Below are 25,054 nucleotides of genomic sequence, written 5' to 3'. Positions count from 1 at the left end.
GATGCGCGTCAAGCTCGCTAAGTTTGCGCCAAGCCCGCCCTGAGTTTCAATGCCGTGCGGCGGCTTTTACAAATCGTTCAAGCGCAACGGCGCGTCGGCATTGCGCCAAGCTTTAACGAAAGCACGCCGCGCCGCCGCCGCCTTTTGCCGCTGGCCCTGCGCTTTCAGGCTTTCGGCGAGGCCGAACAGCGAGCGTCCGTTGCCCGGATTATCAGCCAGATCGGCGCGAAATACGCGCTCGGCTTCCGGCGCTTTTCCGGCACGCAAAAGCGCCGCTCCGAAAGATTCGCGGACGGAGTAATACCATCCCGGCGGTTCGTCGTAATTCAGCGCGTCTTGCGCGTCCACTGCCAGCCGCCAGGCCGCCAATGACTGCTCACGCGTTCCTTGCGCCTCGGCTAGTTTCGCGTTCAGTACACTTGCGGCGATTTGCAAGACGCTGCTGGCCGAATTCAGGCCAAAAGGCGTCTCGCCCGGCAAGCTGTTACCTTCTTGCAAAAAAGCCCTACGAGCCGCTTCCGCGTCAGCCATTTTACCCAGTGAAGCCAGCGCCACGCCGCGTGCGTACTGCCAAAACACATGCGTGATCTTCTGTTCACGCGGCGGCTCGTTCTGTCTTAACACCTCACTCCATTTGCCAAAGCGCAACAGCACAAATGCCTCTGACGGCAAAAAGCCTTCGAGCATTCCGGCCATCTGGGGCATCATCTCGATATGCCCGGCCACGTTGGCGACCAGCCGATGCGCCGAACGCCGGGCTTTGGCGAAGTTGCCCGCGCGGTTGTACGACTCGACCAGGAAATGCAGGTTGTGGCTGTAATACATCGCCGGATACATTCCGCTTGCACCGGTCGCTTTGATGTAAGCACGATCCACTGCCGCCGCTGCTTCGTTGCTGGCGGCGGAAGCGTCATACGCGCCCGTGCGAATGTAGATGTGCGCGGGCATGTGCACGAGGTGACCGGCCTTAGGTGCGAGCTTACCCAGACGGCGCGCGCTGGCCAACGCACGGCCTGGTTGTTTGGAAGCTTCGACCGCGTGGATGTAAAGATGATTGGCGCCGACGTGTTGCGGGTTGCGCTTGAGCACGCTTTCCAACACGCGCACGATCTCTTCGGTGTGGCCCAGCGGCTTGCCATCACGCGCCCACAATTGCCAGGGCTGCACATTCATCAAACTGTCAGCGTAAAGCACCGCCGCATCCAAATCGTCAGGAAAGCGTTGATAAACATCGCGCATCGCCACGCTGTAAGCCGTACCCAGTTTCTTACCATCCGGGTTGGCCTCGAGCGTAAAGCGCGTCGCCAACGCGTTGATGTAAGCCCGTTCGACTTCGTTGGCATTGGCGGCCAACGCTTGCGCCTTCTGCACGGCTTCATAGGCGGCTTTCATGCGTTCGGGGTCAATCGTGGGTTCGTTGTAATTCGGCCCCACGGCCAGCGCGTAGCCCCAGTGCGCCATTGCCAATTGCGGATCGAGTTCCGCCGCACGCTCAAACGAGCGCGCGGCCTCTTCGTGATTGAAGGCGTAAATGAGCGCGAGGCCCTGATTGAAAAATTGTTGGGCTTGGATGTTTTTGGTCGTGACCGGATGCTGCCAGTTGCCCACGCCAGCTATGCGGCGGGCGGGTTTGGCGGGCACAGTATGGTGTTCGTGTTGCGCCAGCGCCAGCGTGCTCAGCGCCAGCAGCGCAAGCGCCAGCCGGATTGAATGAAACCAATTGCTGTTCATGATGCGACTCCTCTTTTGTGGACTTGTTGCCTGCGTGGAAAGGCGTGGCCTTCCCTGCTTCACAACATACGCAGAGAGTGGTGTGATTGTATTTAGGCGGGCCTCAAATTTCTCGCCAAGCGTGCTCAAAGCTGGGACAGTGCCGCGCGTGAGCAAGTGGCACGTCAAGTACGGCGGACTGGTGTGGCAGCCTAAGCGCCGCTTGCTCACGCGCGCGGTACCGTACCGGGCTGCGCGGCTACTGCCCTACGCCAAATTGCCAATCGCGCTAAGGCGCGAATCCACAACGCCGCAGCAACGCTTGAAAGCGTGGCTCGGCGCGCAGCGGGTCCATTTCGGGGTCGTTCTTGATGTCGATCTGAATGCCGCTGTGATCGGCGAAGGATTGCTCCAGCCATTCATAAGCGCGCGCGCGTTCGCCCAGCCGCAACGCGAGCCGCGCGTTCTCGTAGGCGTTACCCTTTTTTTCGCCGTTCGCCGCGCGATACTTGCGCCAGTATCCGGCCCAGCCGCCTTGTTGATAGGCCTGCTTGAACGCGCTCAACTCGGCGGGCGGGGCCGCCGCGAGTTCCTGTTTGTGCAAATGCATGGCGACGGCTTCGTCGTAACGGCCCTGCGCCGCGTCAACCAGGGCCAGCATGCCGACCGTGCGCGCAAAGCCCGGGTCAATCGCCAGCACGTCGCGGTATTGCTTTTCCGCTTCGGCGTAACGCCGCATGCGGTAATAGACCGTGCCGATGTCCTCTTTGAGCGCCAGCGCCAGCGGGTCTAGGCGTTCGGCCTGGCGCAACAGCCGCAACGCTTCGTCGAAACGATCCAGGCGCGAGAGACAGTCGCCATACCAGTGAAAAGTCGTCGCGTAATTCGGGTTCAATTCGATGGCGCGTTGAAAGGCCGTCTCGGCGCCCGCCAGATCAAAATCGAACTTGAATTTGATCAGCCCGCGCGTGGCGTGCGCTTCGGCCAATTGCTCGTCCAGTTGCAAGGCCCGCTCGACCGCCGCGTGGGCTTTGGGCATGCGTTCCAGCGCGGGCAGCCCCGAAGAGCTGAGCACATAGCAATCAGCCAGCCCCGCCCAAGCCAGCGCGTATTGCTGATCCAACTGCAGCGCCTGCTCGAAAGACTCGATCCCTTTCGCAATCCATTCCGGCGTGCGCCGGTTCCAGAACAGCCGGCCTTTCAGGTAAAGCTGATAAGCCTCGATATTCGCGGTGCCGTGTTTGGTCAGGCGTTCGCGGTCGCGCGCGCTGAGCGGCAAGGCCAGGGCCGCGGCCAGCCGCGCGCTGAGGTTGTCCTGCAAGGTGAAAAGCCGCGTGGCCTGTTCGTCCAGCGTGTCCGACCACAGCGTGTGTTGATCGTTGATGCGCACCAATTGCGCGGTCACGCGCAGGGTCTGCCCCTGGCGTTGCAGGTTGGCGCTCAGCACGGCTTCGACGCGCAGCTCGCGCCCGGCGGCCAGCGGGTCGGCGGTCTGGCCCGCATAGCGGCGAATGGCGGCGGTCGGGCGCACTTCGATTTGACCGAGGCTGCCCAGCCGGCTGATGAGCGTATCGGCCATGCCTAAGCCAAGCGCGGAATCCGCTTGGGACTGGCCCAACTCTGTGAACGGCAGCACGGCCAGCGAACGCACCTGACCGCTGTTGGCGGGCGCTTCACGCCGGAAGTACCAAGCCAAGGCCGCCACCAACAGCAACGCCGCGCCGCCCAGCGCCAGCCAGCGCGTCGCAACGAAGCTCCGGCGTGGAGCCGGTAATTGCAGCGGCGGAGTTGTGCGCGCGTGCGTCTCGGCCTCGGTCTCTTCTTCGATCACGACTTGCGCGATGGTCTGGCGTTCGAGCACCTGTTCAGCCAGTGGTACGGAACGGGGAGCGTGAGCGACCTGAGCTTGCGGTTCGCGCCCCTTGCCCAGGTGCAGGTCGCTCACGCTCCCCGTTCCGTACCCGCGCCCCCCCTCTTCTGGCGGGTTGTTTTCTAGCTGACTGACCGGCGCGACAAATTGATAACCGATACCGGGCAGCGTGGCGATGAATTGATGCTCGTCGCGCCGTTCGCCCAGCACCTTGCGCAGGGCCGAGACGCTGACCGTCAGGTTGCTCTCCTCAACCACCGTGTCAGGCCAGACGCGGCGCAACAATTCATCCTTGCTCAGTGGTTGGCCCGGCGTTTCGACCAGCGCCAGCAGCACCTCATAAACCTTCGGCGCAATCGTCACCGGCTCGCCCTGGCGCAATAACAAGCGCCGCGCGGCATCCAGTTGAAATTCGCCGAACTCGTATAAGGAACTCTCAGGCTTGGACATAAACCCGTCTTCGGAAATCTTCGGAAAGCTTTAGCCCCAAATTTAGGACTCTTTAGCGGCCTCCCGCCTAAGCTTCGCCCCGTCCTGTAGACGGCCTGTTGAACGAAAGTATGGTTCGCCGGTTGATTGGTTAGGCGCGGGGGCGACCGGCGTCTGATCGTGGGGTTGCGACGCCGGGCGCAGTCTAGCAGCGGGACGCCAGCACGACAAAACATAGCGGGGCGATTTGGCAAATCGTCCCACCCAAACTTTCGAGAAACAAACATGCGGCGCACCAAAATCACCATCGTCACCCGCGAATTGCTGAGCGTTCAGGCCCAGCCCATCAGCAGTCCGGCGGCCGTCACCGAAGCCTGGTGCGCGGCCTGTGCGGCGCGCGTCGTCTGGCTGACGCCGGATGAGGCCGCCGCGGCGGCGGGCTATGACACGCGCCAGGTCTATCGCTGGATCGAAGCCGGCGCGTTGCATTTCAGTGAAGCCGTGGCGGCCGCGCCGCGCCTTTGTCTGCCCGCGTTGTTGCGCTGGGCACAAACACAAACCGCTGACGCTGGTCGCGGTTGTCTCCCTGCACCGGCAGATGCAGCGTGAACGCCACGCGCGGGGGCCGCCGCTTTGCGCGTCCCCACAGCGGGCATCCCTACCCGGCGCGTGGCGCTCACGGTTCATCTGCTGACCCAAACACGCAAGACACCAAGGAGAATTACCATGCGAAACATTCAGCTCAACACGACAACTCAACAACGCCGCCGCTTGGTTTTAAGCTGTGTGGCCGGGCTGCTTTGCGCGCTCACGCTGGGCTGGCTGCTGACCAGCCGCACCACCCACACGGCCTTGGCCGCCGGGAAAAGCGCTCAGGCGGCTAACGGCGCTTGCACGATGGCGGGCGGCATGCTGACGGGCGGCAATCTCTTCACCGCCGCCAGCAACGGCACATTCGGGACGGGCACGGGCGCGCCTGGCGCATCGGCAGGCGCGCTGCCCGCCGGCGTCATTCCCGGCTATGCCTATGTTGATTACAACCTGGGCAACACGTTCAATCATCCGGTAGACGGTGAATACACGGTGGTCAACAACCCGAACGCCGCGCTGTACGGCAATTGGTATCAGCCCAAGGGCCACACGACGGGGCTGGATAACGACAACTTCGTGATGATCAATGCGGCGGGCACACCGGACATTTTCTTCGAGGAAACCGTCAGCGGGTTGCAGCCGAATACCAACTACGAGTTTTCGATCTTCGGCGGCAGCCTCAACAGCGTGCCGGCGTTGGAAGCGAGCGTCTCGTTCGAGACCGTGGACGTTTTCGGCACGGTGCCGCGTCTGGCACCGACCGCCTTCCCCATCCACATGCCGCAGTTTGTGTGGGAGCAGCGCAGCTTCGTTTTCAACACCGGCCCTTCGACGACGATCACCTTCCGCCTGCGCAACAACACCTTCGGCAACTACGGCAACGATTTTGCGATGGACGATGTGACCGTCCAGCAATGCGTCAACCTGGCGACCGGCACGGTAACGGGGCGGGTTTACAGCGACGACGACCGCGACAATATGCCCGGCGGCGGCGAAGCAGGCATTCCGAATATCGAAGTGCGCTTGATTGACCAGAGCACTGGCGCGGTCACGGGTATCACTGACAGCGGCGCGGGTGGCGTTTATAACTTCAGCAACATTCTGGTGGGCAATTACACGGTGCGGGTCAAAACGAATGATCCCGACTTGCCGCTGAGCGCGACGCTGGGCACGCCGAACGATTTGACGGCGGCGGTCACCAATGGCGGCATGGCGACGGCCAACTTCGGCTTCGATCTGCCCGGCGCTGATTTAGCCGTGCTCAAGACCGGGCCGCCGAGCGTCGTGGCGGGCGGTACGATCAGTTACGCGATCCTGGTCAGCAACGCCGGGCCGAGTGGCGCCAGCAATGCCGTCGTGACCGACAATGTCAGCGCCTCGCTCAGCAACGTCACTTTCAGTTGCGGCAATCCGACCGGCGGCGCGGTGTGCGGCGCGGGCGCCAGCGGCAGCGGCAATGCAATCAATGCGGTGCTTACCTCGTTGCCCGCCAACAGTTCGGTGACGCTCACGGTCACGGGGACGGTTGCCGGGGCGGCAGCCAATACCACGCTTACCAACATGGCCTGCGTTGCGGGCCTGGTGCCCGACACGAACACCAACAACAACTGTTCAACCGCCGGGCCAGTGCCGGTGCTGTGTCCGGCGCTCACGGTCACGCCAACCAACAGCATCCTGCCCGCCGGCATGACCGGTGTCGCGTATTCACAAGCGTTGACGCAGAGTGGCGCGTTCGGCAACTCGGCCAGCTTCAGCATCACCAGCGGCGCGTTGCCAGCCGGACTGACGCTTTCACCAACGGGCCTGCTGACGGGCACGCCGGCGGCCTTGGGGAATTTCAGTTTCACCGTCACGGCCAGCGATGCGCTCACGTGCAGCGGGGCGCGCGCTTACACCTTGCAGATCACTTGCGGCCCCGTCACGCTCAATCCGAATCCGCTACCAGCGGCGCAGGCCGGCAGCGCGTACAGCCAAATGCTCACGGCCAGCGGCGGTGTGGCGCCGTATGCCTTTGCCATCACTGGGGGCGGCTTGCCGCCCGGCGTGTCGCTGAGCAGCGGGGGGTTGCTCAGCGGCACGCCGACCGCCAGCGGCGCCTTCAACGTCACGATCACGGCGACCGGGACAGGCGGTTGCGCGGGCAGTCGCACGTACAGCTTCACGGTCGCCTGTCCGGCGATTACGCTGACCACGCCGCCCTTCCCCGATGGCGCGGCGGGCATCGCCTACAACTACACCGTCACGGCGACGCCGGCGGGCAATTACACCTTCACGCTGAGCCAGGGCAATCTGCCGTCCGGGCTGACGCTCAGTTTGGCCGGGGTGGTGAGCGGCCTGCCGCACGTTGTGGGCGTTTACAATTTCGCCATCCGCGCCACCAATATGACTACGAATACCTGTGGGGGCGAACAGGCCTACAGGCTGACGATCAATTGCCCGGCCATCAGTGTATCGGCCTTGCCCGCGCCGGCGTTGAACACCTTCTACAATCAAACGGTAACGGCCACACCGGCGGGCGGGAATTACAGCTATGCAGTCACCAGCGGCGCGTTGCCGCCGGGGCTGACGCTGAATGCGGCGACGGGCACTGTGAGCGGGATAACAGCGGTGACGGGCAGCTACAACTTCACGCTCACGGCGACGGGCTGGGGCGCGTGCACGGGGGCGCGCGCGTATGCCTTCGTGCTCAGCGGCTGCCCGACGATCAGCTTGCCCGCTTTGCCGAACGGTGCGCCATACCAGTTGTATAACAACTCGGTGGCGGCCAGTCCGACCGCCGGGTACAGCTATGTGATGACGGCGGGCAGCCTGCCGCCGGGCGTGACGTTTTACAGCCAGGCAGCCTTGCTCTACGGCTACCCGACGGCGGCGGGCACGTACAGCTTCACCCTCCGCGCTACCGACGGCAACAACTGCACGGGCCAACGCGAATACCGCGTGACCATCGGCAGCCGCGTGGTGGCGCGCGCGCAACAGGCCGATTACGACGGCGACGGCCAGAGCGATGCGGTCTTGTGGTCGGCCAGCACGGGCCGCTGGAACATTCTGCGCAGCAGCGATCAGCAAAGCCTCACGCCCGGTTGGGGCACGGCGGGCGACCTCGCCTTGCTGGGCGATTACGACGGCGACGGCCAGACGGACTTGGCAGTCTTCCGCCCCGCGAACGGCACTTGGTACGTCAAGCGCAGCAGCGATGGCAGCGCGCTCGTCAACGCCTGGGGCGCCTTCGGCGATGTGCCGGTACCGGGTGATTACGATGGCGATGGCAAAACGGACTGCGCCGTCTTCCGGCCCAGCGACGGCAACTGGTACGTGCTGCGCAGTTCGGATCAGCAATACACCGTGACCGCCTGGGGCGCGGGTTATGCGCCTTACGACGACGTAGCGGTGCCGGGCGATTACGACGGCGATGGCAAAACTGATCTGGCCGTCTTCCGGCGCGCAACGGGAACGTGGCTGGTCAAGCGCAGCAGCGACGGCCAATTCAGCGGCAAGCAATGGGGCGTGGGGACGGACGTGCCGGTCGCGGCGGATTACGACGGCGATGGCAAGACGGACTTCGCCATCTGGCGCACGGGCACGTGGTACATCTGGCAAAGCGCGAGCAACAACTACCGCGTGACGGCGTGGGGTGCGAATGCTGCACCGTACTTCGATCAAGCCGTGCCGGGCGATTATGACGGCGATGGACAAGTGGATGTGGCCGTCTGGCGCGCGGCGGATCAAACCTGGTACATCCGTTGCAGCGGCGATAGCAGCGTACTGGCGCGGCCACTGGGACAAGCGGGCGAGGCGCCGGTCAGCGCCAGGCCGCGTTGAGCAAGCTTGCCTCAAAGGTTTGCGTGTGTCCTGGGTGCGCGGCGCTGGCAGCGCCGCCAGGGCTTTTGCAAAGTCCTCAAAACATCCGCCCAAGACTCTTTACTGATGCCCGGTTCCTGACTCCTGACTCCTGACAAATTGAAAATCAGCCGGTATTTTCAGTTTGTCAGGAATCAGGAACCGGGCATCAGGATTCAGTCAAACCGTTCGAGCGCGCTCGCTGGCGACTTTGCAAAGGCCCTAGCAGCGCCGCGCACCCAGGGTTGCCCTGCTTGTCTCAAGCCGCTTAGCGCGCTATGTTCTCTGCGGCGCGCGTATGGCGCGTCAACGACCCGACGCCAAAGGAGAACAAGCTTATTCCCAACATCGAAGGCAAAACGCTGGGCTTGAAGCCCAGCCAACTCAAACGGCTCGAAAAGATGTATCAGCGCCGTTTGCCGCCCACCGAAATCATCACCGCCGAATTCGCCCGGCAATTGACCGAACTCTCGCACGAAATTGGCCGCCAAGTCGGCGTGCTGGTCAACCGCAAAGGCTACGTCGAACATGTCGTCGTGGGCGATGCCACGCAAATCGTGCTGCCCGTGCTGGATCGGGCGCGCCTGAGCCAATCGCGGTTCAACGGCCTGCGCTGCCTGCACACGCACCTGCGCGGCGAAAAGCGTTTGACGCAGGACGATCTGACCGACTTGGCGCTGCTGCGGCTCGATCTGATGGTCGCGATTGATGTGGACGAAAAGACCGGGCTGCCCGGGTTGGTGCGCGCGGCCCACGTGCTGCCGATCAGCATCGAGGCCCCCGCGCCCGCACTTGAGACCGAGGAGGAAGAAGCCAAGCCCCCCGCGCCGCAACCCTATCAATTTCTCGATCCGCATTTGCCCGGCCAACTCGACGTGGACTTCCTCGAACTCATCACCGCGCTCGAAGCCGAAATGGCGCGCAATCGCGGCACGCGCAAAGCCTCGGACACACGCGACCGCGCCCTGCTCGTCGGCATCACCACCGGCACCTTGACCGACGCGCGCGAGTCTATGGACGAGTTGCACGAACTGGCGACTTCGGGCGGACTCGTCGTGTTGGATGAAGTCATTCAGCGCCGCCATAAACTCGACCCGGCCACGCTGATCGGCAAAGGCAAGCTGAGCGAGATCGTCATTCGCAGCCTGCAACTCGGCGCGGATATGATCGTCTTTGACCGCGAGCTGTCGCCCGCGCAAATGCGTTCGATCAATGCGGCCACTGATCTGAAAATCCTCGACCGTTCACAATTGATCCTCGACATCTTCGCCCAGCGCGCCCAGACCAGCGATGGCCGCATTCAAGTCGAGTTGGCGCAGTTGAAATACATGCTCCCGCGCCTGAGTGGCAGCGGCGCGGAAATGTCGCGCCTGATGGGCGGCATCGGCGGACGCGGCCCTGGCGAAACTAAGCTGGAAACCGACCGCCGCCGCGTGCGCGACCGCATCACACATCTCGAACAGCAACTCGAAAAGATTCGCAGCAGCCGCCAGCAACGTCGCGCCCAGCGCGCCAAACGCGAAATGCCCGTCGTTTCCATCGTCGGTTACACCAACGCCGGCAAGAGCACCCTGCTCAACACGCTGACACAGAGCCGCGTTTATGCCGAGCAACAGATGTTCGCCACCCTCGACCCGACCAGCCGCCGCCTGCGTTTGCCGCAAGACCAGGAGATCATCGTCAACGACACGGTCGGCTTCATCCGCGATCTGCCCAAAGATTTGCTGGCCGCGTTCAAGGCTACGTTGGAAGAGGTCGAGCAATCGGACTTGCTGATTCATCTGGTAGACGCATCAAGCCCGCAGTTTGAAAACCAGATGGCCTCGGTCAATCGCATTCTGGATGAGTTGGAATTGAGCGAGATTCCGCGCTTGCTGGTGTTTAACAAGCTGGATTTGGTGGCGGAAGAAGAACGGCTGCATCTCTGCCGGACGCACAATGCGCTGGGCATTTCGGCCTTGAATCGCAATTCGTTAAATGAGTTGGCGGAGGCGCTCAGCAATCGGTTGCGGCCCGCCCAAGAAGAGAACGCGGCAGAGAGCGTTGTTGCAGCGCCGGAGTGATGCGCCTAAGCAAAGCACAAGAGCATGGAGTTCAGGCTACAGCCTGTGTTCGTCCTTTCGAAGCTCTTGCACGTAAGCTGTCCTTTACTTCAAAAACGTCAGCCGCAAATCCTTGTACCACGCCTCGCTCGGCGGCCCGGCGTGAATCTGAACGCAGATCAAACCCTTCTGCTCAATCGTATCGTCGGCCTCGGTGTAATCCACCGTCTGCAATCCGTTCAGCGTCAGGCGAATGCGTTTGCCCTCGGCGCGAATCACATAATCATTCCAGTCATCGCGCTTCAATACCTTGTTTACCGCTTCAGCATCGGGCGCGGCCAGCACTTTGCGCCGCCGCGATTCGTCATAGAGCGCGCCCCAATAGTTTTGCCCCATGTCCGCCTGATAGCCGATGACTTCGTGATGATTGGGAATGCGGCGCGTGCGGATTTGAATCCCGGCGTTGGCTTTGGCGGGGTCACCCAGCAGTTTGAACTTCACGCGCAATTCAAAATCACCGTATTCCTGCGTGGTGCAGAGGAATTCGTTGCGCGCAATCGGTTCTTTCAAAGTGCCGCCAATGATTGCGCCATCGGCAATGTGGAAGAGGTTCAAGTTCCCTTCCCAGCCTTTGAAGGTCTTGCCGTCGAACAGCCTGATGGTTTTGGGTTGCGGGGCGGCGCCTACGCCAGACAGGGCGAGCGGCAAGAGGCAAAGCACGCAGAGCAGTTTATGTTTCATGATCTTCCGCTCGGTTGATTAACGTTTGCGCTGTGGCATGGGCGGCTTCGTAGCGCTCTCTCCGCCAGGGCGCGCGGGCACAGTGCCAATCTGATTGGCAGGCGGAACGGTTTGCCAAGCGTCGCGCGTGACGCCGAAGAACGCGGCGGCGGCCTCTTCGGCAGCCAGCGGCGTGCGATGGTAGGACTCACCCGCCGTCACTTCGGCTTCAGCGGTGCGCGCGCGATAACGCAATTGATAGCCATCGCAGGCGCGCGCCACTAACTCAATATCAAGGCTCACTTCTTGTTCAGGCAAAGCCTCGGTTGCCGCCGAAAAGGCCTTGGCCTGCTGTGCGCCGGTGAGCTGCGTTTTCCAACCCGTTACGCGCTTCAATACTGGAAAGCCTTTGTCGTTCATGCTGACACCTGGTTGTTTCGTAAAAGTTACGCTACGCCCCACCGCCAAACGCCGCCGCCAAGCTGAGCTTAGCCGGCTTTGCGTTCCAACCACTCAACGCGCTGCGCTATATCCGCCGCATCCGTGCGGATGCGGAACTGATCTTTGTGCAACAAACCGACTTGGATTTCGATTTCGCGCAAGCGTTGGCGGACTTCGGCTTGGAATTCATCGTCGCGCCCCCAGCGTTGGCGGGCTTCAGCTTGAAAGGTATCGTCGTGTTCCCAACGTTGGCGCGTGAGATTCATCAGTTGCGTCAAGTCGGCGCGAATTTGTGAGAGTAATGGAGCGGTGTCGCGACCGCCCCCATCGCTCCCTTCATTGATTGGCAAAGTAACATCGTCAGTGTTGCTCATCATGGCCTCCTGTTTTGGCATTCAGGTCTCGTTGGCAGACCGGTTATTCATCCCGCCTTGCCGCGCGGCTCAGCACGTTACCCTTGTAACTTACGGACGCATCATAACCGCAGTTCCATAGCTTTCTAAAGTTCGTTGTGCAGCAAATCTTCGTAACTGTCGCGGCGGCGCACCAGTTGCACGCTGCCGTTGGACTCGATCAACACCGCCGCCGGGAACACGCGCCCATTGTAAGAAGTCATCTGCGACATCGTATAGGCGCCCGTGTTGAGCATGGCGATGACATCGCCGGCTTGCGACTGCGGCGGCAGGGCGCGCTGATCGGGCAGGTGGTTGTCGCCGTGCAAATCAAAATAGACATCGCCGCCATCGCACAACGGCCCGGCCATGCGAAAGCGGCCCGCGTGCGCTGCGGCGGCGCGCGTGGCGTTCACCGCGTGGTAGTACCAGTGATACATCACCATCGAAAGCATCAGGTTGTAACCCGCGTCAGTGAGCAGCCAGTCCTCGCCGGTTTCGGGGCGATGTTTGACGTTGCGCACCCTGGTCAGAATGGTCACGGCATCGGCGATCACGGCGCGGCCCGGTTCCAGCACGATTTCGAGCGCGTCCAGCAAGTGCTCGGCATCGGCCTGGCGCGCCGTCGCGCGCACGGTTTCAAGCGTTGCACTCATCATTTCTGAGGCCGTCAAATTTGCGCCGAGCATCGTGCGTTCGGCGCTGCTGATTTCGCCCGCGTGCAATTCGTCGCGCAGATAATTGACCGGGATGCCGCCGCCGATGTTGATGTGTTGCAAGCGGTGCCCCGTCTCACGATACAGCCACAACAGATGTTCCCACATCGCGCTGAAGGCTTCGGCATAAGGCTGCGGGTCGGGCGTTTGCGAACCGACGTGAATGTGCAAACCCGCCAGATTGACGAGGTCGGGACGTTGCAACGCGCGCAACATCATCGCGCGCGCCTGTTCGGGCGAGACGCCGAACTTCGACGTATACAGCGCCGTCTGCAACCCAGCGTGCGAACGCGTGCCGACGCCCGCGACCAGGCGCACCGTGACGTTGGTGCGTTTGCCCAAGCGCGCCGCGACTTGTTCGACCAATTCCAGTTCATACGGTGAATCGAGATTGATCGTGTAAATGCCCGCGTCAATCGCTTCGGCCAATTCCTGCTCGGTCTTGGCGATGCCGTTCATTTCGATCTGGTCGGGCTGGAAGCCGGCCCGCAGAGCTTTGAAGAGTTCACCACCCGAATTGACTTCGACATCAATGCCCGCCGCACGCACCACGCGCAAGACGCCGAGCAGGTTGTTGGCTTTCGAGGCGAAACAGAGTTTGAGTTTGGGGTGATGCTGCTGCGCTTCGCGCAACTGGGCGATGTTGTGGCGAATGCGCGGCGCCGAAATCACGAAGAGCGGCGTGTCATATTCGTCCGCGAGTTGCGTCGCGTCTACGCCGTGGATATGCAAGTGCTGGTTTTGAATTTCGAGATAACCGGGGATCGTCCAGTCTGGGTATCTGGCTTGTTGCAGAGTCATTCAACAGGTTCCTTCAAAGGAGATTCGTGTTACCAACCGTGCCGTTGCAGAATGGCTTCATACGGGGCGCGGTACTGGGCCAGATCAAATTGTTGCCCGGTAATGTCACAGGCCACTTGAAACGGCTCGTTGTGATAAAAGAGGTCGCTGATCAAGCCGGGAGGCGGTGTCTCAATTTGCTTGCGTAAGTCGTGACTGCGCTGCAACGCATCGAACTGTGACAAGCCGTGCCATTCAATCAGGCACTCTTTCACCACTTCCCAAAACTCATTGCGAGTGTGTGGATCGAGTAGCGAAAGGTTCAAATGTTGTGGGTTAATCATGACACCCTCCATTTGCGACTGCGATTGAGCACTGCCGCCGCGTTGCTGGTGTGTAAGCTAATTTGGTCAGCATCATAAATTGTCAGCCGTTGCCGCCAAGCTGCGGCGACGGGACCAATGACGACATCATACCAAGCTGGCGCTGCTGTTGGGATTGAACTGCTGCTACGGTGGTGCGCCAGCCCGCCGCCGCGACAGTAAAAGATCAAGCTCCAAAAATTCTCGGCGTCAAAATGGCCGCGCACAAACCACAATGAATCGAGGGCCGCCAAATCATCGCGCTTGACCTCAAACGCCAAGACAGCAGGTTTTGCGCGGGGCAATCGGCGCGTCATCGTCTGCGCCAATTGCCAAGCCCAGGTATCCGCCTGCCGCTGCACCGTTGTTGTGTAAAAGCCGCGTCCGAAATCCGTACCGCTACGGCCCAAACTCACATTCACACCGCTCAAAATCGAAGCGGCGTGAATGTCTACCGTGCCGTGATAAAGCGTCAACGGTTGATTTGTCCAATTTGGCGGCGAATAGGGCAACCCGATTGCAGGCATCTTGCAACCTCACTGAAAAAGTCCTCGGGGAGATTTGGGCGTATCGAACAAGTCGCCCACGTCACGCTGGCAATAGCGGCAAATTTTCGCCGCCGGTTGAATCAGTTCCGCGCAATGCGGACAGGGCACGCGGCCCTGCTGGTTGACGAAATAGAATTGGGCGCGAATCCAAAACAGGCCATATACCAGCGCCAACAGCGCGCCGAGCAAAAATGCCACGGCAATCAGCAATTCAAGCAAAGCCATGATTAACCTCAATTTGGCACCTCAACTAAGCATGGCGCGCCAATTCAACCGCCGGCGCAATGATGAAGCCGGACTGTTGTAACGCGGCCACAGCCTGGGCGTGCGGCACCTGCGCCTTCTGCATCACGATGGCGACGCGCAAATCCCAGTTCGCGGCTGCCAACGCGGCCTGCGCCTGGGCTTCGTCCAAACCGCATTCGGTCATCACGAGGCCGGTGGCGCGCTGGCGCAGTTTGATGTTGCTGGTTTTCAGATTGGTCATGCGATTGCCGGTCACATAACCCAAGCGCACCAGCGTCATGGTCGAAAGCATGTTGCAAACCAGCTTTTGTGCCGTGCCGGATTTCAAGCGCGTCGAACCGGCGATGACTTCGGGGCCAACGATGGGTTCGATGGGGATTTCAACCGCTATGGCCAGCGCCGTGTCGGCGTTGCACGTAATGCAAATCGTCAGCGCGCCCAATTGCCGCGCGTATTCGACCGCGCCGATGGTGTAAGGCGTGCGCCCGCTGGCCGCGATGCCTACGACCACGTCGTCAGCCGTGAGACCGCGCGTTTGCAGATCGCGCGCGCCCGCTTCCTTGTCATCCTCCGAAGCCTCGACTGCTTTGTAACAGGCATCGTAACCGCCCGCGATCACGCCTTGCACCAGTTCCGGCGCAACGCCAAAGGTCGGCGGGCATTCGGCGGCATCCAGCACGCCGAGGCGTCCGCTGGTGCCGGTGCCGGTGTAAAACAAACGTCCGCCGCGTTGCAGCCGGGCAACGCTGCCATCCACGGCGCGGGCGATAGCGGGCAAGACACGTTCGACGGCCAGCGCGACCTGTCGGTCTTCGGCGTTCATCACGCGCAGTGCGTCGAGCGTCGGCAATTGATCAATGTTGGCGGTGTTCGGATTGGATTGTTCGGTCGTGGTCATTGTGATGAACTGCCGCACCCGGTGTTTTGGTATTACTGGTTTTCAGCATTTGGGCGGCGCGCAACTATACCATAACGAAACCGCGTGTCAGGGCTGAGAGCAACCATGCCGAGGCAAGCTGATGGGAGAAGCTGCGATAAAGATGGCCGGACGGATAAGACAAGCCGAAGTTGGACTCAATAAAGATGAGCAAAAGTGTTTGCGCCGCAGCCTGCCAGCTTGCGGTTACCCCTGAGGACGAAGCTTTGGCTATTTAGCTTTTCAATGACTGAAGACCCGCTGGCGAGCTACGGCGCAAACCTGCAACGGCCACACCTGAGAGGTGCGACCCTTCCTCCTCACAACGCTGCCACACGGGGGCGCACTGCGGCTGGCCAGGGAATCTCTATCCCTGACAAGCAACGGTACGACGACTGTCGCAACGCGTGAATTGTCACATCGAAAATCGGATCAACACACGAGGCGCAAACCCTTGTCTGCGCTCTTCACTCCTTTATGTCAGCGCAGCGGGAAACGTTTCAGCCAAGCACGAAAAAAAGTTTTACGTGGCAGCCTTTTTTCCAATGGCGGCTAAAAAAGCCCCGTCCACGCTGATCAATCGTGTTATCTTGCGGCCCGGCAACTCGGACGGGCTATCACGAGTTGGCACGCACTTAACAGACATAGACACTTAGCAAACACGGGTCAACACACAGTTTCGCCATTCGCTACCGCGCCAGCCGCCGCTGATTATGAGCAGTCAAAATCAGCGGCCAGCCCGGTGGTTTCCGTCCATTTCACACACCATGTAAGGAGAACTGACCATGCAAACCAATACTTCCCCTAATTCCGTCGCGACAGCGGATTGGACCGTGATGGTCTATTTCGCCGCTGATAACGAATTGGAAGACGCCGCCTTTGCCAACCTCGAAGCAATGAAAAAGGTTGGCTCACTTGACGGCAAACTCAACCTGCTGGCCCAACTCGACACCCGCTCGTCCAGCCAAACCTTCCGCTACCGGCTGCACGACGAAACGACCCGGCTGAAAGAGGACGTGGTCGAGACCTTGCCGGAAATCAACACCGGCGACCCGGCGGAATTGACGGCTTTCCTTTGTTGGGGCCAGAAAAATTACCCGGCCAACCACTACCTTGTCGTCCTCTGGGGCCACGGCAACGGCTGGCAACAGTTGACCGACCCGCATCGCGCCGCCGGGCTGACCACCAACAGCTTCGTCACACATGAGACGCTGCCCGCCGGTCAGACTCTGGGCGTCAACCTGCAAGGCAGGCTGCACACCTATCCAAGCAGTTATCACGCAGTGCAGCAGCCGGTCGCCGAGCAGTCTTCCGCTGCTGTGTCCGTCATGCATGTGCCCGGTCAGAAAGTGGGCGGCCAACCGCTACAAAATTTTGGCCTCGGTATATTGGATGACAACACGCCACACGAATTAGCCCAACAATCTCTCGACGTGCTGAGTCTCGCAGGCCTGGCGTCGGCCCTGGCTGCCGCCAAGTTTCCGGCGCCGATTGATATTTTGGGGATGGATGTTTGTCTGATGGGATTTGCCGAACTGGGCTATGCGGTGCGCGAGAGTGCCCGCTTTCTGGTGGCTTCCGAAGACACCATCGCACTGGAGAGTTGGCCCTATGAGCGTATTCTGAAGCATCTGCACCAGCATACGCGGATGTCGCCGGAGGAGTTGTCGGTGTGGATTGTGCGCGACTATTTGCGCTTTTATAGCGAACGGGATCGCGACGTAACGAAAGCGATCTGCAACTTGACGAACTGGTACGGGACGGTTCAGGCGCTGCGCGAGTTGACACAAAACCTGCTGGATTGGCTCGCGCAACCGCATGAAAAAGCCGCGGTGCTCGCGCAACTTGTCTTGGCGCGCGCTTACACGCAGAGCTTTTTTGTCGCGAACTACGTTGACCTTTACGATTTCTGCTACCGGTTGGAGATGCTCACCACCAAAGAAACGATTCGCTCGCGTTGCCAGGCCGTCCGGCAAGCGCTTTTCGCCGGCGCTCCGGCGCAACCCGAAGCGTTGGTTTTCGATTATGGTTTCAGCGGCTACCGTGTCCGCAACGCGCGCGGCGTTTCGGTTTACTTCCCGCTGGTCGCACCGGCCGAGAGCTATGGCACGGTGCAATTCGGACAGGTGACGGGGTGGCATGAGCTATTGCTGAAACTCGACGAGGAACTGGGAGACCGCGTGAATGGTGAACAGGTTGCGGCGGCGCTGCGCGGGGCAGGCGCATTGACCGGCATCGGCGCGGTCAAAGCAGGGCAAGGCAATCCTGAAAAGGCAGGGCAGGGCAATCCTGAAAAAGCAGGCCAGGGCAACCCTGAAAAGGCAGGTCAAGGCAATCCTGAAAAAGCAGGCCAGGGCAATCCTGAAAAAGCAGGCCAGGGCAACCCTGAAAAGGCAGGTCAAGGCAATCCTGAAAAAGCAGGCCAGGGCAATCCTGAAAAAGCAGGTCAGGGCAATCCCGAAAAAGCAGGTCAGGGCAATCCCGAAAAAGCAGATCAAGGCAGTCCTGAAAGGATTCCAGCCCCGCCGACGGGGCTGTTCCCTCTGCCTCCTACTGTTGAAGGAACCACCACAGACGGTCAATGCCCTAGCCCCCAAGCGGAGCTACCCGCCTCTTCGCAAAAGGCGGATTAAGCGGCGCAACCGTAGTGTCAAAATCGGTGCGGAAGGATATTGCTTTTCATCTCAGCCAGAAACGTACTATTCTTCCGCCACGATCAATCCAAGTGCTAGACATCAGAAGCACAACCGAAAACAGACCTCGCAAACAATGCAGTAGCGTTTATGAAAGCGCCCTCCACTCCCCCGTTTTGGCAGCGTCGCGGATTAGGCTTGCCCGGTCGCCCATCACGTCCATTCGTGTGTGGCGCGGGCTTGCTGCTCAGCTTGGCGGCGCTGCTCTATCTCAACGCCAGCGCGCTTAAAAACGTTTCGACAAGGCCAACCCCCATCACGGCAACCAAGCCAACGCTCACGCTGGCCCAACCAATCAGGCAAGTCATCAGCGCCGGACAGACACATCGCTACACGGTGCAAGCGCCGCGCGCTTCGTTCCTGCGCTTCAGTCTGCGGCCAAGTGGCTTCGGTTTGATCTGGGCGGTTTACGACGCCCACGGAAACATTCAGCATTGCAGCAACAGCCGCCGCTTCGGCGAGACACATTTTTCTTTGCTGGCTGAAGCTCCCGGCAAGGTTGTCATCGAAATCAGCAAACTCGACGCCACCACAGCCAATTTGGAATATGAACTCCAGTGGTTGGAGCAACGCGGCAGCGCGGCGCAGGACGCGCGCCGGGTGCTGACCGAAAGGACGATGGAAGCGGCTGAGTTGCTGCACGAACAACAATCAACCGAGGTTTTGCGCCGCTCCACCAACCAATACCAGTTGGCCTTGCAGGGTTGGCGCGCGCTGGGCGACCGGCACGAAGAAGCCTTGACGCTGTTTGGCTTGGGCCTAACGCACTATTATTCAAGCCAGGAACAGGCCGCCCTCGGCTATTTGCAACAAGCCTTGCAGCACTGGAAAGCGTTGAATGATCAAGAGGGCGAAGCCAACGCCTATCTGCAACTCGCCAACGCTAAAACAGACCTCGGCCAAGTACCGCTCGCCCAGGCGGATTACCTGAAGGCGCTGCAACTCTGGGAAGGGCTTGGCAACACGGAAGGGCAAGCCAGCGCCAAAATCGGTTTGGGCGTCACCAACATCAAATTGGGCAATTTCCAGCAAGCGCTGAGCTATTACGAGCAGGCCCTGGGCATTCACCGGCAAGCCGGCAATCGGCTCGGAGAAGTCAGCGCCCTGGCCGGACTCGGCTACACCTACCTGGAACTCGGCGAAGAGCAGGATGCGATAGATGCTGCCGAGCAACAGTTGGCCTTAGCCGACACGCTGCAGTTGTCGTTACAACAAGAGCTGGCGCATAGCCTGCTCGGCCACGCGCATCTGCACTTGAAAGAGCCGGAAAAGGCCTTGGTTCATTTACAAAAGGCGCTGCTCTTGAGCGAACAACATGGGCATCAACGCATCCAGGCCTTGATGCTCAGGAAGATTGGCGTGGTGCACGAGTTGCGAGGCGAACTGAGCCAAGCCGGGGCGTTTTACCAACAGGCCCTGCCACTTTCAAAACAGGTCGGGAATAAGCAGGAAGAAGCGCTCACGCTCAACCTCATCGGCAACCGTTACGAAGCCGTGGGCGAGCAAGCGCGCGCGTTGGCTTACTACCGCCAGGCCCTCCCCATTTGCCAAAAGTACGAAGACCGTTTGGGCGAAATCACCACGCGGCACAATTTGGCGCACGCCCAGCGCGACCTCGGGCGTTTGGCGGCGGCGCAACAGGAAATCAAGCGCGCCCGCCAACTAATCGAAACGTTGCGCGAACGCGTCGCTAATCGCCAATTGCGCGAATCCTATTTCGCCACCGTGCAAAAGAGCTACGGCTTGTACGTGGACATCCTGATGCGCCAGCACGAACGGCAGCCACAGGCCGGGTTTGCCGCGCGCGCCTGGCAAATGAACGAGCAAGCGCGCGCGCGCACCCTACGCGAAATGCTCAACGAGAGCCGCGCCGAGATGCGCACCGGTTTGCCGCTCGCCTTGCTTGAACGCGAGCGCGCCTTGCAGGAACAGTTAAACGTCGCGGCCAATCGTTTGCTTTCCGAGGTCAAGCCCGAAGAGCAGGCGGCCTTGACCCGTGAGGTGCGCGAGTTGCGCTTACAATTGGCTACGCTGGAGGGCGAGCTGCGCCAAGCCGCGCCCGGCTATGCCGCGCTGACACAGCCGCCGCTGACTGACGCGCGCACCGTGCAACGGCAATTGCTGGATGGACAGACGGCGCTGCTGGAATATGCTTTTGGTGAAGAACGCAGCTATGTGTGGTTGATCACGCCGCAACAAGTGCGCAGTTGGCAGTTAGCCAAACGCAGCGAGATTGAAACACAGGCGCAGTGTGTTTATGAACGACTCACGGCGCGCTTGCACGCTCCCCAGGAAACCTTCGGCGAATACGTCCGCCAGGCCGATGCACAGTATTGGCAGGAAGCTGCCCGGCTCAGCGAAATGCTTTTGCCGCCTGAATTGCTGGCACAGTTGCAGCAGCCCAGCTTGCTCGTGGTCAGTGATGGCGCGCTGCAATACCTGCCGTTCTGCGCCTTGCCCTTGCCGGGCGCGCCGGCGGGAACGCCCTTGCTGACGAAATTCGAGATCACCAGCTTGCCCTCCGGCGCGGTGCTGGCGGAATTGCGGCGGCAACGGGCGGCGCGGCCACCGAACGCTAAACTGCTTGCCGTTTTGGCTGATCCGGTTTACAACTCCGATGATGGACGGTTACGTTCGACAAGCTCCAAGATGGCGGGCCAGGCATTGGCTACCACACAGCCATCAGCAGTCTCGTCAGGGTTGTCCGTGCGTGCGCATGACGGCGCCCTGATCCCACTCACACGTTTGTTCAATGCAGACGAAGAGGCTGAAGCGATTCGGAAGTATGCGGCACCGGAGCAAAGTCTTATTTTGAAAGGCTTCGACGTCAATCGCGGCATTCTGGATGGCCCGCAATTGAGCGCCTACAGCATCCTGCATTTTGCTACACATGGACACTTGGACGGCGCGCATCCTGAACTTTCCGGCCTGTTCCTGTCCTGCGTTCAACCCGACGGGAAAAAGACGGACGGTCTGTTGCGGATGCACGAAATCTACCGGTTGAAATTGCCCGCCGAACTGATCGTGCTGAGCGCCTGCGAGACGGCGCTGGGCAAAGAGGTGCGGGGCGAAGGGCTGATCGCGTTGACGCGCGGCTTTATGTATGCGGGCGCCACGCGGGTCGTCGCTAGTTTGTGGAAGGTCAACGACCACACCACCCCGGCGTTGATGGGCCGCTTTTATCAAGGTATGTTGCAGGAAAAGCGCGCCCCCGCCGCCGCCTTACGGCAAGCGCAATTGGAGATGTTGAACCAACCTCGCACCAGCGCGCCTTTCTTTTGGGCGGCGTTTATCTTGCAAGGAGAACCGCGCAATTTCAGTTCCCCAGGCGCTCCCCACGCGCCCCCGCGAAACTGAAGCGCTCGCGCATCACCCCTCAATGAAAAAAGACTGGGAACTGACGCCGGAAGCCTTCGACCAATTGCTGGATTGGCTTGGGCCAGAGCGCGAAAGCGCCGGTAAGTGCTACGAAGAAATTCGCCAGCGCTTGATCAAAATCTTCACCGCGCGCGGCTGTCACACGCCGGACGAATTGGCGGATGAAACCTTCAATCGCGTGAGCGCCAAGCTGCCGGAAATCGCCCCCACCTATCAGGGCGACCGTAAACTCTATTTTTACGGCATCGCCAATTTCATCTTCCGTGAATATACCAAGGTCAAACCTGCGCCGCTGCCTTTACCGCCCCCTGAATCAGCCGCCGAAGCAGAACATCAAGCGCAATGCCTGGAACGCTGCTTACAACGCCTGGAACCGGAGCAGCGTCAGTTGGTGACCGCTTACTACCAATACGACAAACGCGCCAAGATCGAGCACCGCCGCCGCTTGGCCGAGCAATACGGGCTGAGCGATAACGCGCTCAAAATCCGTGTCCACCGGTTGCGCCAACAACTTTTTCAATACCTGTGCGAAGGCCTGGAGAAATAACGGTCGAATGGCTTTAACCCAAGAGCGATGTTGAAGATACCTAAAAGACTTTGGAACCGAATCAGCCCCCGCGACCCAACGTTCGCGCGAGTACCGATGAAATAAAATGTGCGCCTTGCCCATAACAGTTTGAAAGCGCGGTTCGTGAGAAAAGAATTTCCCATTTTTGGGTGCAGGTTGATGGTGCAGGTGAAAAATGTTTAGAACAGACATGGAAGCTACACAAATAAAAAAATATCTGCTTGGAGTCCTAGCGGCTGAACCCAGCGCAGCTTTGGAAGAGCGTTTACTGCACGACGGCGATTTTTTTGAGTTGTTGCAGGCTGAAGAAGACGAGTTGATGGATGAATACATTGCCGATGAATTGAGTCCCGCCGACCGGCAACAATTCGAGCAAACCTTTCTGGCCGCCCCGGAACGCCGCACACGCTTACGTTGGGCGCAAGCCTTGCACCAACAACTCGCGAAAGAAGCGGCGGCCCGCGAGCCTGTCGCCCCACAAAATCAAGCGACCTTCACGCTCGCGCCCAGCCCGCCCATACCTTGGTGGCGCGCCTGGTTGAGTTCTCCTTTGACCTATGCCGCCGCGTTCGTGTTACTCGCGGCCGTGGGTTGGGGGATATGGCATACCAGCAGCGCCACCACGCCACCACTGGCCTCGTTCACGCTGCTGCCTTTCGCGACGCGCGGCGGCGCGGCAGGCAATTTCATTGCTGTGCCGTCCGGCGCTACGCAAATTCAACTCATTCTTGAATTGGAACAAGTGGAAAGCGGAGCGTATCAGGCCGTCTTGCGTGACGAGTTGGGTAAGGAACAACGTTGGGATGGCTTGCGCCTGCTCAAGCAAGGCCAGCAACAACAGCTTGTTTTAACGGTGCCGACCGCGCAATTACCCGCCGGTGCATATCAAATCAACCTGATGGCGACAGCAGGTTCAATTCGGGCTGAGCAGTACACCTTTCAAGTCACGCGTTGAGATGAGCGTTTGGTAAAGCCGCCGACAAGCCCCGCGCCAATTTCACCGCGCCCTGCACGGGCGGCAGCAACGGCGGCGCGACTTCCGCCCATGGCGCGCCAGCACGCACCGCCCGCCGCAACGGCTCCAGCATCAAGTCCCCCGCGCCGAACACGCCGCCCACATAGGCCACGCGAAACGCTTCATCTTGCATACCGAGTTTCCTGATCACAGCGTTGACGGCGCGCGCCAACTCGTGCGCAGCATCGGTCAGAATGCCCAGCGCCACGGTATCGCCCGTTTGCGCGTGCGCGACCACCAGTTTGGAAAGCTGGGCAATCTCGTGCATCACTTTGACCGGTTCACTGTAAATCACGGGTGGCAATTCGGGCGGCGCGCTGACGTGAAAGTGCTGGCAGACAGGCCCGCTCAGACTGGTGGCGGCTCCGCGTTCGTCAAAAGCCATCACCACCGCCGCCAGCGCGCGACGTCCGATATAAAACCCGCTGCCCTCATCACCCATCGCCGGCCCCCAGCCGCCCGCGCGCGCAAATTGGCCGCGCGCATTGATGCCACAGGCAATCGAACCCGTCCCCGCGATAACGACCACGCCCGGCTGCAAATCGGTCGCCCCGGCCAACGCGATGCGCGCATCGGTTTCGAGCAGCAAATGTGGAATCGGAAACGTCGCTCGCAAGGCCGCCAACATCGCCGCGTGATGTTGTGCATTGCCGACGCCTGCTAAGCCAAAACACGCGCCGGTAATTTGCGCCACGCTGACGCCCGCCTGGGCGCAGGCTGCGGCAACGGCTTGCTGAATATGTGCGACAGCCGCTTCCACCCCTACGCGGATGAGATTGGCGGCCTCCGCTTGCCCGGCGCCCAGCACTTTGCCTGCGGCATCAGCGAGTGCGGCGCGGCAATTGGTACCGCCGCCATCCACGCCGAGCCAGAAATTCACAGTGGAGGTGTTAGTGAAAGATGAGTCGTTTTGTGTGAAGAGCATCAGTTTGAATGCCACAGCGGCTAAGCAGCAACCGATTCCGTCTGCGACCTGGAATCTGGCGCGTTAAAGGCCAGCACGATGTCTTCTTGGGGGACGCCCGCACGCAGCAACTCGGTGGCAATACCGTCTTCCGTCCAGTCCTCTTCGATCCAGAGTTTCCCATCACACAGGCGCACGTAAACAGTGATGTATTGCACGCGCCGTCCCTTTTCCCAACCCAATTTGAGCCACATGTAATGACCCCGCACGTCATCCATCAACAACTGTGATTCGGGCCCTGTCGTCTTAGTGCGCTTCGTTAGGGTGACATATTCAGTCAGGATTTGTTTGATGAGTTCGCGGTATTTGGTTAGTTGATCCATTGCACAACCTCCTCGATGTCTAATGTCCACTACGATCAGCGGCAGCCGCGTCCGGCGCATCACCACTTGAATCGCCGAGCGGCTGAAGAAATCCGCGTGAATCTGCGCGCTCACCGCGGCGTAGAGCTTGCGTTCAGGCGCGAGCAATTCCAGAAAGCTGGCATAAATGTCGTACTGCCCCAACGCGATCTTCAACTCTTGCAGCTTGGCAAGGCCAACGAAGCTTTTGACCTCCACCACGATCTTCTGCCCAGCCCGTTCCGCCGCTAACGCCCGCTCTGCCGCCAAGTCAGCATAGAGCGTCAATTCCTGATACTCAATACACGAGAAACTAAGTTATCTCGTGTTTTGAAAATTGTTTTTGCCGCGTTCGCGGCGGTTGAATTTAGCCGTGGGTTTTCAACCCACGGTATCCGCGCCACAAACCCGCGTCGCGTCAGCGACGCTTGAATGGTCGCGTGTTTCAAGCGTCGCTGACGCGACGCGCAAATGATTGCGCGCTGCCCGTGGGTT

General features: G+C 60.4%; 19 protein-coding genes and 1 pseudogene. 7 read left to right on the top strand and 13 right to left on the bottom strand.

The features are described 5' to 3' along the window. Positions 1-66: 66 nt before the first annotated feature. Both HY011_04465 and HY011_04460 read right to left on the bottom strand, forming a co-directional pair. The gene (locus HY011_04465) at positions 67-1,731 is read right to left on the bottom strand and encodes a hypothetical protein (GenBank protein ID MBI3422167.1); all 1,665 of its coding nucleotides are present in this window, start codon (positions 1,729-1,731) and stop codon (positions 67-69) included. A 268-nt stretch (positions 1,732-1,999) separates the two neighbouring features. After that, complete coding sequence (locus HY011_04460) at positions 2,000-4,030, bottom strand: winged helix-turn-helix domain-containing protein (protein ID MBI3422166.1); 2,031 nt, start codon at positions 4,028-4,030, stop codon at positions 2,000-2,002. Between the two features lie 264 nt (positions 4,031-4,294). Here HY011_04460 and HY011_04455 point away from each other — a divergent pair, with 264 nt between their 5' ends. The 3 genes from HY011_04455 (at position 4,295) to hflX (ending at position 10,500) form a co-directional block, all read left to right on the top strand. After that, a complete protein-coding gene (locus HY011_04455; protein ID MBI3422165.1) occupies positions 4,295-4,618 on the top strand; it encodes a hypothetical protein in 324 nt (107 codons plus the stop codon). 117 nt (positions 4,619-4,735) lie between these two features. Next, positions 4,736-8,419: a putative Ig domain-containing protein gene (locus tag HY011_04450; GenBank protein ID MBI3422164.1), complete on the top strand. Its 3,684-nt coding sequence runs from the start codon at positions 4,736-4,738 to the stop codon at positions 8,417-8,419. 296 nt (positions 8,420-8,715) lie between these two features. Next, complete coding sequence (hflX, locus tag HY011_04445; protein ID MBI3422163.1) at positions 8,716-10,500, top strand: GTPase HflX; 1,785 nt, start codon at positions 8,716-8,718, stop codon at positions 10,498-10,500. Between the two features lie 84 nt (positions 10,501-10,584). On the opposite strand, the gene HY011_04440 is transcribed toward hflX, so the two are convergent. The 8 genes from HY011_04440 to murQ all read right to left on the bottom strand — a co-directional run bounded on the left by HY011_04440 (position 10,585) and on the right by murQ (position 15,582). Further along, positions 10,585-11,220: a DUF1080 domain-containing protein gene (locus HY011_04440; protein MBI3422162.1), complete on the bottom strand. Its 636-nt coding sequence runs from the start codon at positions 11,218-11,220 to the stop codon at positions 10,585-10,587. 18 nt (positions 11,221-11,238) lie between these two features. Further along, the gene (locus HY011_04435; protein ID MBI3422161.1) at positions 11,239-11,619 is read right to left on the bottom strand and encodes a hypothetical protein; all 381 of its coding nucleotides are present in this window, start codon (positions 11,617-11,619) and stop codon (positions 11,239-11,241) included. A gap of 68 nt (positions 11,620-11,687) precedes the next feature. Beyond that, positions 11,688-12,035, bottom strand: coding sequence for a hypothetical protein (locus HY011_04430; GenBank protein ID MBI3422160.1), 348 nt, complete (start codon positions 12,033-12,035; stop codon positions 11,688-11,690). Positions 12,036-12,139: 104 nt separating this feature from the next. Then, positions 12,140-13,549, bottom strand: a complete 1,410-nt coding sequence (gene lysA, locus HY011_04425) for a diaminopimelate decarboxylase (protein ID MBI3422159.1) — start codon at positions 13,547-13,549, stop codon at positions 12,140-12,142. Positions 13,550-13,578: 29 nt separating this feature from the next. Continuing rightward, positions 13,579-13,872 carry a hypothetical protein gene (locus HY011_04420; GenBank protein ID MBI3422158.1) on the bottom strand — a complete coding sequence of 98 codons (294 nt, stop codon included), beginning with the start codon at positions 13,870-13,872 and terminating at the stop codon, positions 13,579-13,581. After that, positions 13,869-14,417, bottom strand: a complete 549-nt coding sequence (locus HY011_04415; protein MBI3422157.1) for a DUF3990 domain-containing protein — start codon at positions 14,415-14,417, stop codon at positions 13,869-13,871. Before HY011_04415 ends, HY011_04420 begins: the two co-directional genes overlap by 4 nt. A gap of 9 nt (positions 14,418-14,426) precedes the next feature. Then, a complete protein-coding gene (locus tag HY011_04410; GenBank protein MBI3422156.1) occupies positions 14,427-14,663 on the bottom strand; it encodes a hypothetical protein in 237 nt (78 codons plus the stop codon). A gap of 25 nt (positions 14,664-14,688) precedes the next feature. Continuing rightward, positions 14,689-15,582, bottom strand: a complete 894-nt coding sequence (gene murQ, locus HY011_04405) for an N-acetylmuramic acid 6-phosphate etherase (GenBank protein MBI3422155.1) — start codon at positions 15,580-15,582, stop codon at positions 14,689-14,691. 803 nt (positions 15,583-16,385) lie between these two features. Here murQ and HY011_04400 point away from each other — a divergent pair. From HY011_04400 to HY011_04385, 4 genes are all read left to right on the top strand, one after another. After that, the gene (locus HY011_04400) at positions 16,386-18,233 is read left to right on the top strand and encodes a hypothetical protein (protein MBI3422154.1); all 1,848 of its coding nucleotides are present in this window, start codon (positions 16,386-16,388) and stop codon (positions 18,231-18,233) included. 150 nt (positions 18,234-18,383) lie between these two features. Beyond that, entirely contained in the window at positions 18,384-21,650 is a 3,267-nt protein-coding gene (locus HY011_04395) for a CHAT domain-containing protein (GenBank protein MBI3422153.1), read from the top strand. Positions 21,651-21,672: 22 nt separating this feature from the next. Further along, entirely contained in the window at positions 21,673-22,218 is a 546-nt protein-coding gene (locus HY011_04390; protein ID MBI3422152.1) for a sigma-70 family RNA polymerase sigma factor, read from the top strand. Positions 22,219-22,492: 274 nt separating this feature from the next. Next, complete coding sequence (locus HY011_04385) at positions 22,493-23,194, top strand: hypothetical protein (protein MBI3422151.1); 702 nt, start codon at positions 22,493-22,495, stop codon at positions 23,192-23,194. On the opposite strand, the gene HY011_04380 is transcribed toward HY011_04385, so the two are convergent. The 3 genes and pseudogenes from HY011_04380 to HY011_04370 all read right to left on the bottom strand — a co-directional run bounded on the left by HY011_04380 (position 23,184) and on the right by HY011_04370 (position 24,862). After that, positions 23,184-24,179: a hypothetical protein gene (locus tag HY011_04380; GenBank protein MBI3422150.1), complete on the bottom strand. Its 996-nt coding sequence runs from the start codon at positions 24,177-24,179 to the stop codon at positions 23,184-23,186. The genes HY011_04385 and HY011_04380 overlap by 11 nt on opposite strands. A 20-nt stretch (positions 24,180-24,199) precedes the next feature. After that, on the bottom strand, positions 24,200-24,541 hold the full coding sequence (locus tag HY011_04375) for a XisI protein (protein ID MBI3422149.1): 342 nt from the start codon (positions 24,539-24,541) through the stop codon (positions 24,200-24,202). 15 nt (positions 24,542-24,556) lie between these two features. Further along, positions 24,557-24,862: pseudogene (locus HY011_04370) on the bottom strand (fatty-acid synthase). Between the last annotated feature and the right edge of the window lie 192 nt (positions 24,863-25,054).

The sequence above is a fragment of the Acidobacteriota bacterium genome, from assembly GCA_016196035.1.
In the GTDB taxonomy this organism is placed as follows: Bacteria; Acidobacteriota; Blastocatellia; order RBC074; family RBC074; genus JACPYM01.
This window is presented reverse-complemented; position numbering and strand designations above follow the sequence as displayed.

Excerpts from the sequence above, each read along its gene's own strand:
- HY011_04465 (MBI3422167.1), bottom strand. The coding sequence starts at position 1,731 with ATGAACAGCAATTGGTTTCATTCAATCCGGCTGGCGCTTGCGCTGCTG.
- HY011_04460 (MBI3422166.1), bottom strand. The coding sequence starts at position 4,030 with ATGTCCAAGCCTGAGAGTTCCTTATACGAGTTCGGCGAATTTCAACTG.
- HY011_04455 (MBI3422165.1), top strand. The coding sequence starts at position 4,295 with ATGCGGCGCACCAAAATCACCATCGTCACCCGCGAATTGCTGAGCGTT.
- HY011_04450 (MBI3422164.1), top strand. The coding sequence starts at position 4,736 with ATGCGAAACATTCAGCTCAACACGACAACTCAACAACGCCGCCGCTTG.
- hflX (MBI3422163.1), top strand. The coding sequence starts at position 8,716 with ATGTTCTCTGCGGCGCGCGTATGGCGCGTCAACGACCCGACGCCAAAG.
- HY011_04440 (MBI3422162.1), bottom strand. The coding sequence starts at position 11,220 with ATGAAACATAAACTGCTCTGCGTGCTTTGCCTCTTGCCGCTCGCCCTG.
- HY011_04435 (MBI3422161.1), bottom strand. The coding sequence starts at position 11,619 with ATGAACGACAAAGGCTTTCCAGTATTGAAGCGCGTAACGGGTTGGAAA.
- HY011_04430 (MBI3422160.1), bottom strand. The coding sequence starts at position 12,035 with ATGCCAAAACAGGAGGCCATGATGAGCAACACTGACGATGTTACTTTG.
- lysA (MBI3422159.1), bottom strand. The coding sequence starts at position 13,549 with ATGACTCTGCAACAAGCCAGATACCCAGACTGGACGATCCCCGGTTAT.
- HY011_04420 (MBI3422158.1), bottom strand. The coding sequence starts at position 13,872 with ATGATTAACCCACAACATTTGAACCTTTCGCTACTCGATCCACACACT.
- HY011_04415 (MBI3422157.1), bottom strand. The coding sequence starts at position 14,417 with ATGCCTGCAATCGGGTTGCCCTATTCGCCGCCAAATTGGACAAATCAA.
- HY011_04410 (MBI3422156.1), bottom strand. The coding sequence starts at position 14,663 with ATGGCTTTGCTTGAATTGCTGATTGCCGTGGCATTTTTGCTCGGCGCG.
- murQ (MBI3422155.1), bottom strand. The coding sequence starts at position 15,582 with ATGACCACGACCGAACAATCCAATCCGAACACCGCCAACATTGATCAA.
- HY011_04400 (MBI3422154.1), top strand. The coding sequence starts at position 16,386 with ATGCAAACCAATACTTCCCCTAATTCCGTCGCGACAGCGGATTGGACC.
- HY011_04395 (MBI3422153.1), top strand. The coding sequence starts at position 18,384 with ATGAAAGCGCCCTCCACTCCCCCGTTTTGGCAGCGTCGCGGATTAGGC.
- HY011_04390 (MBI3422152.1), top strand. The coding sequence starts at position 21,673 with ATGAAAAAAGACTGGGAACTGACGCCGGAAGCCTTCGACCAATTGCTG.
- HY011_04380 (MBI3422150.1), bottom strand. The coding sequence starts at position 24,179 with ATGCTCTTCACACAAAACGACTCATCTTTCACTAACACCTCCACTGTG.
- HY011_04375 (MBI3422149.1), bottom strand. The coding sequence starts at position 24,541 with ATGGATCAACTAACCAAATACCGCGAACTCATCAAACAAATCCTGACT.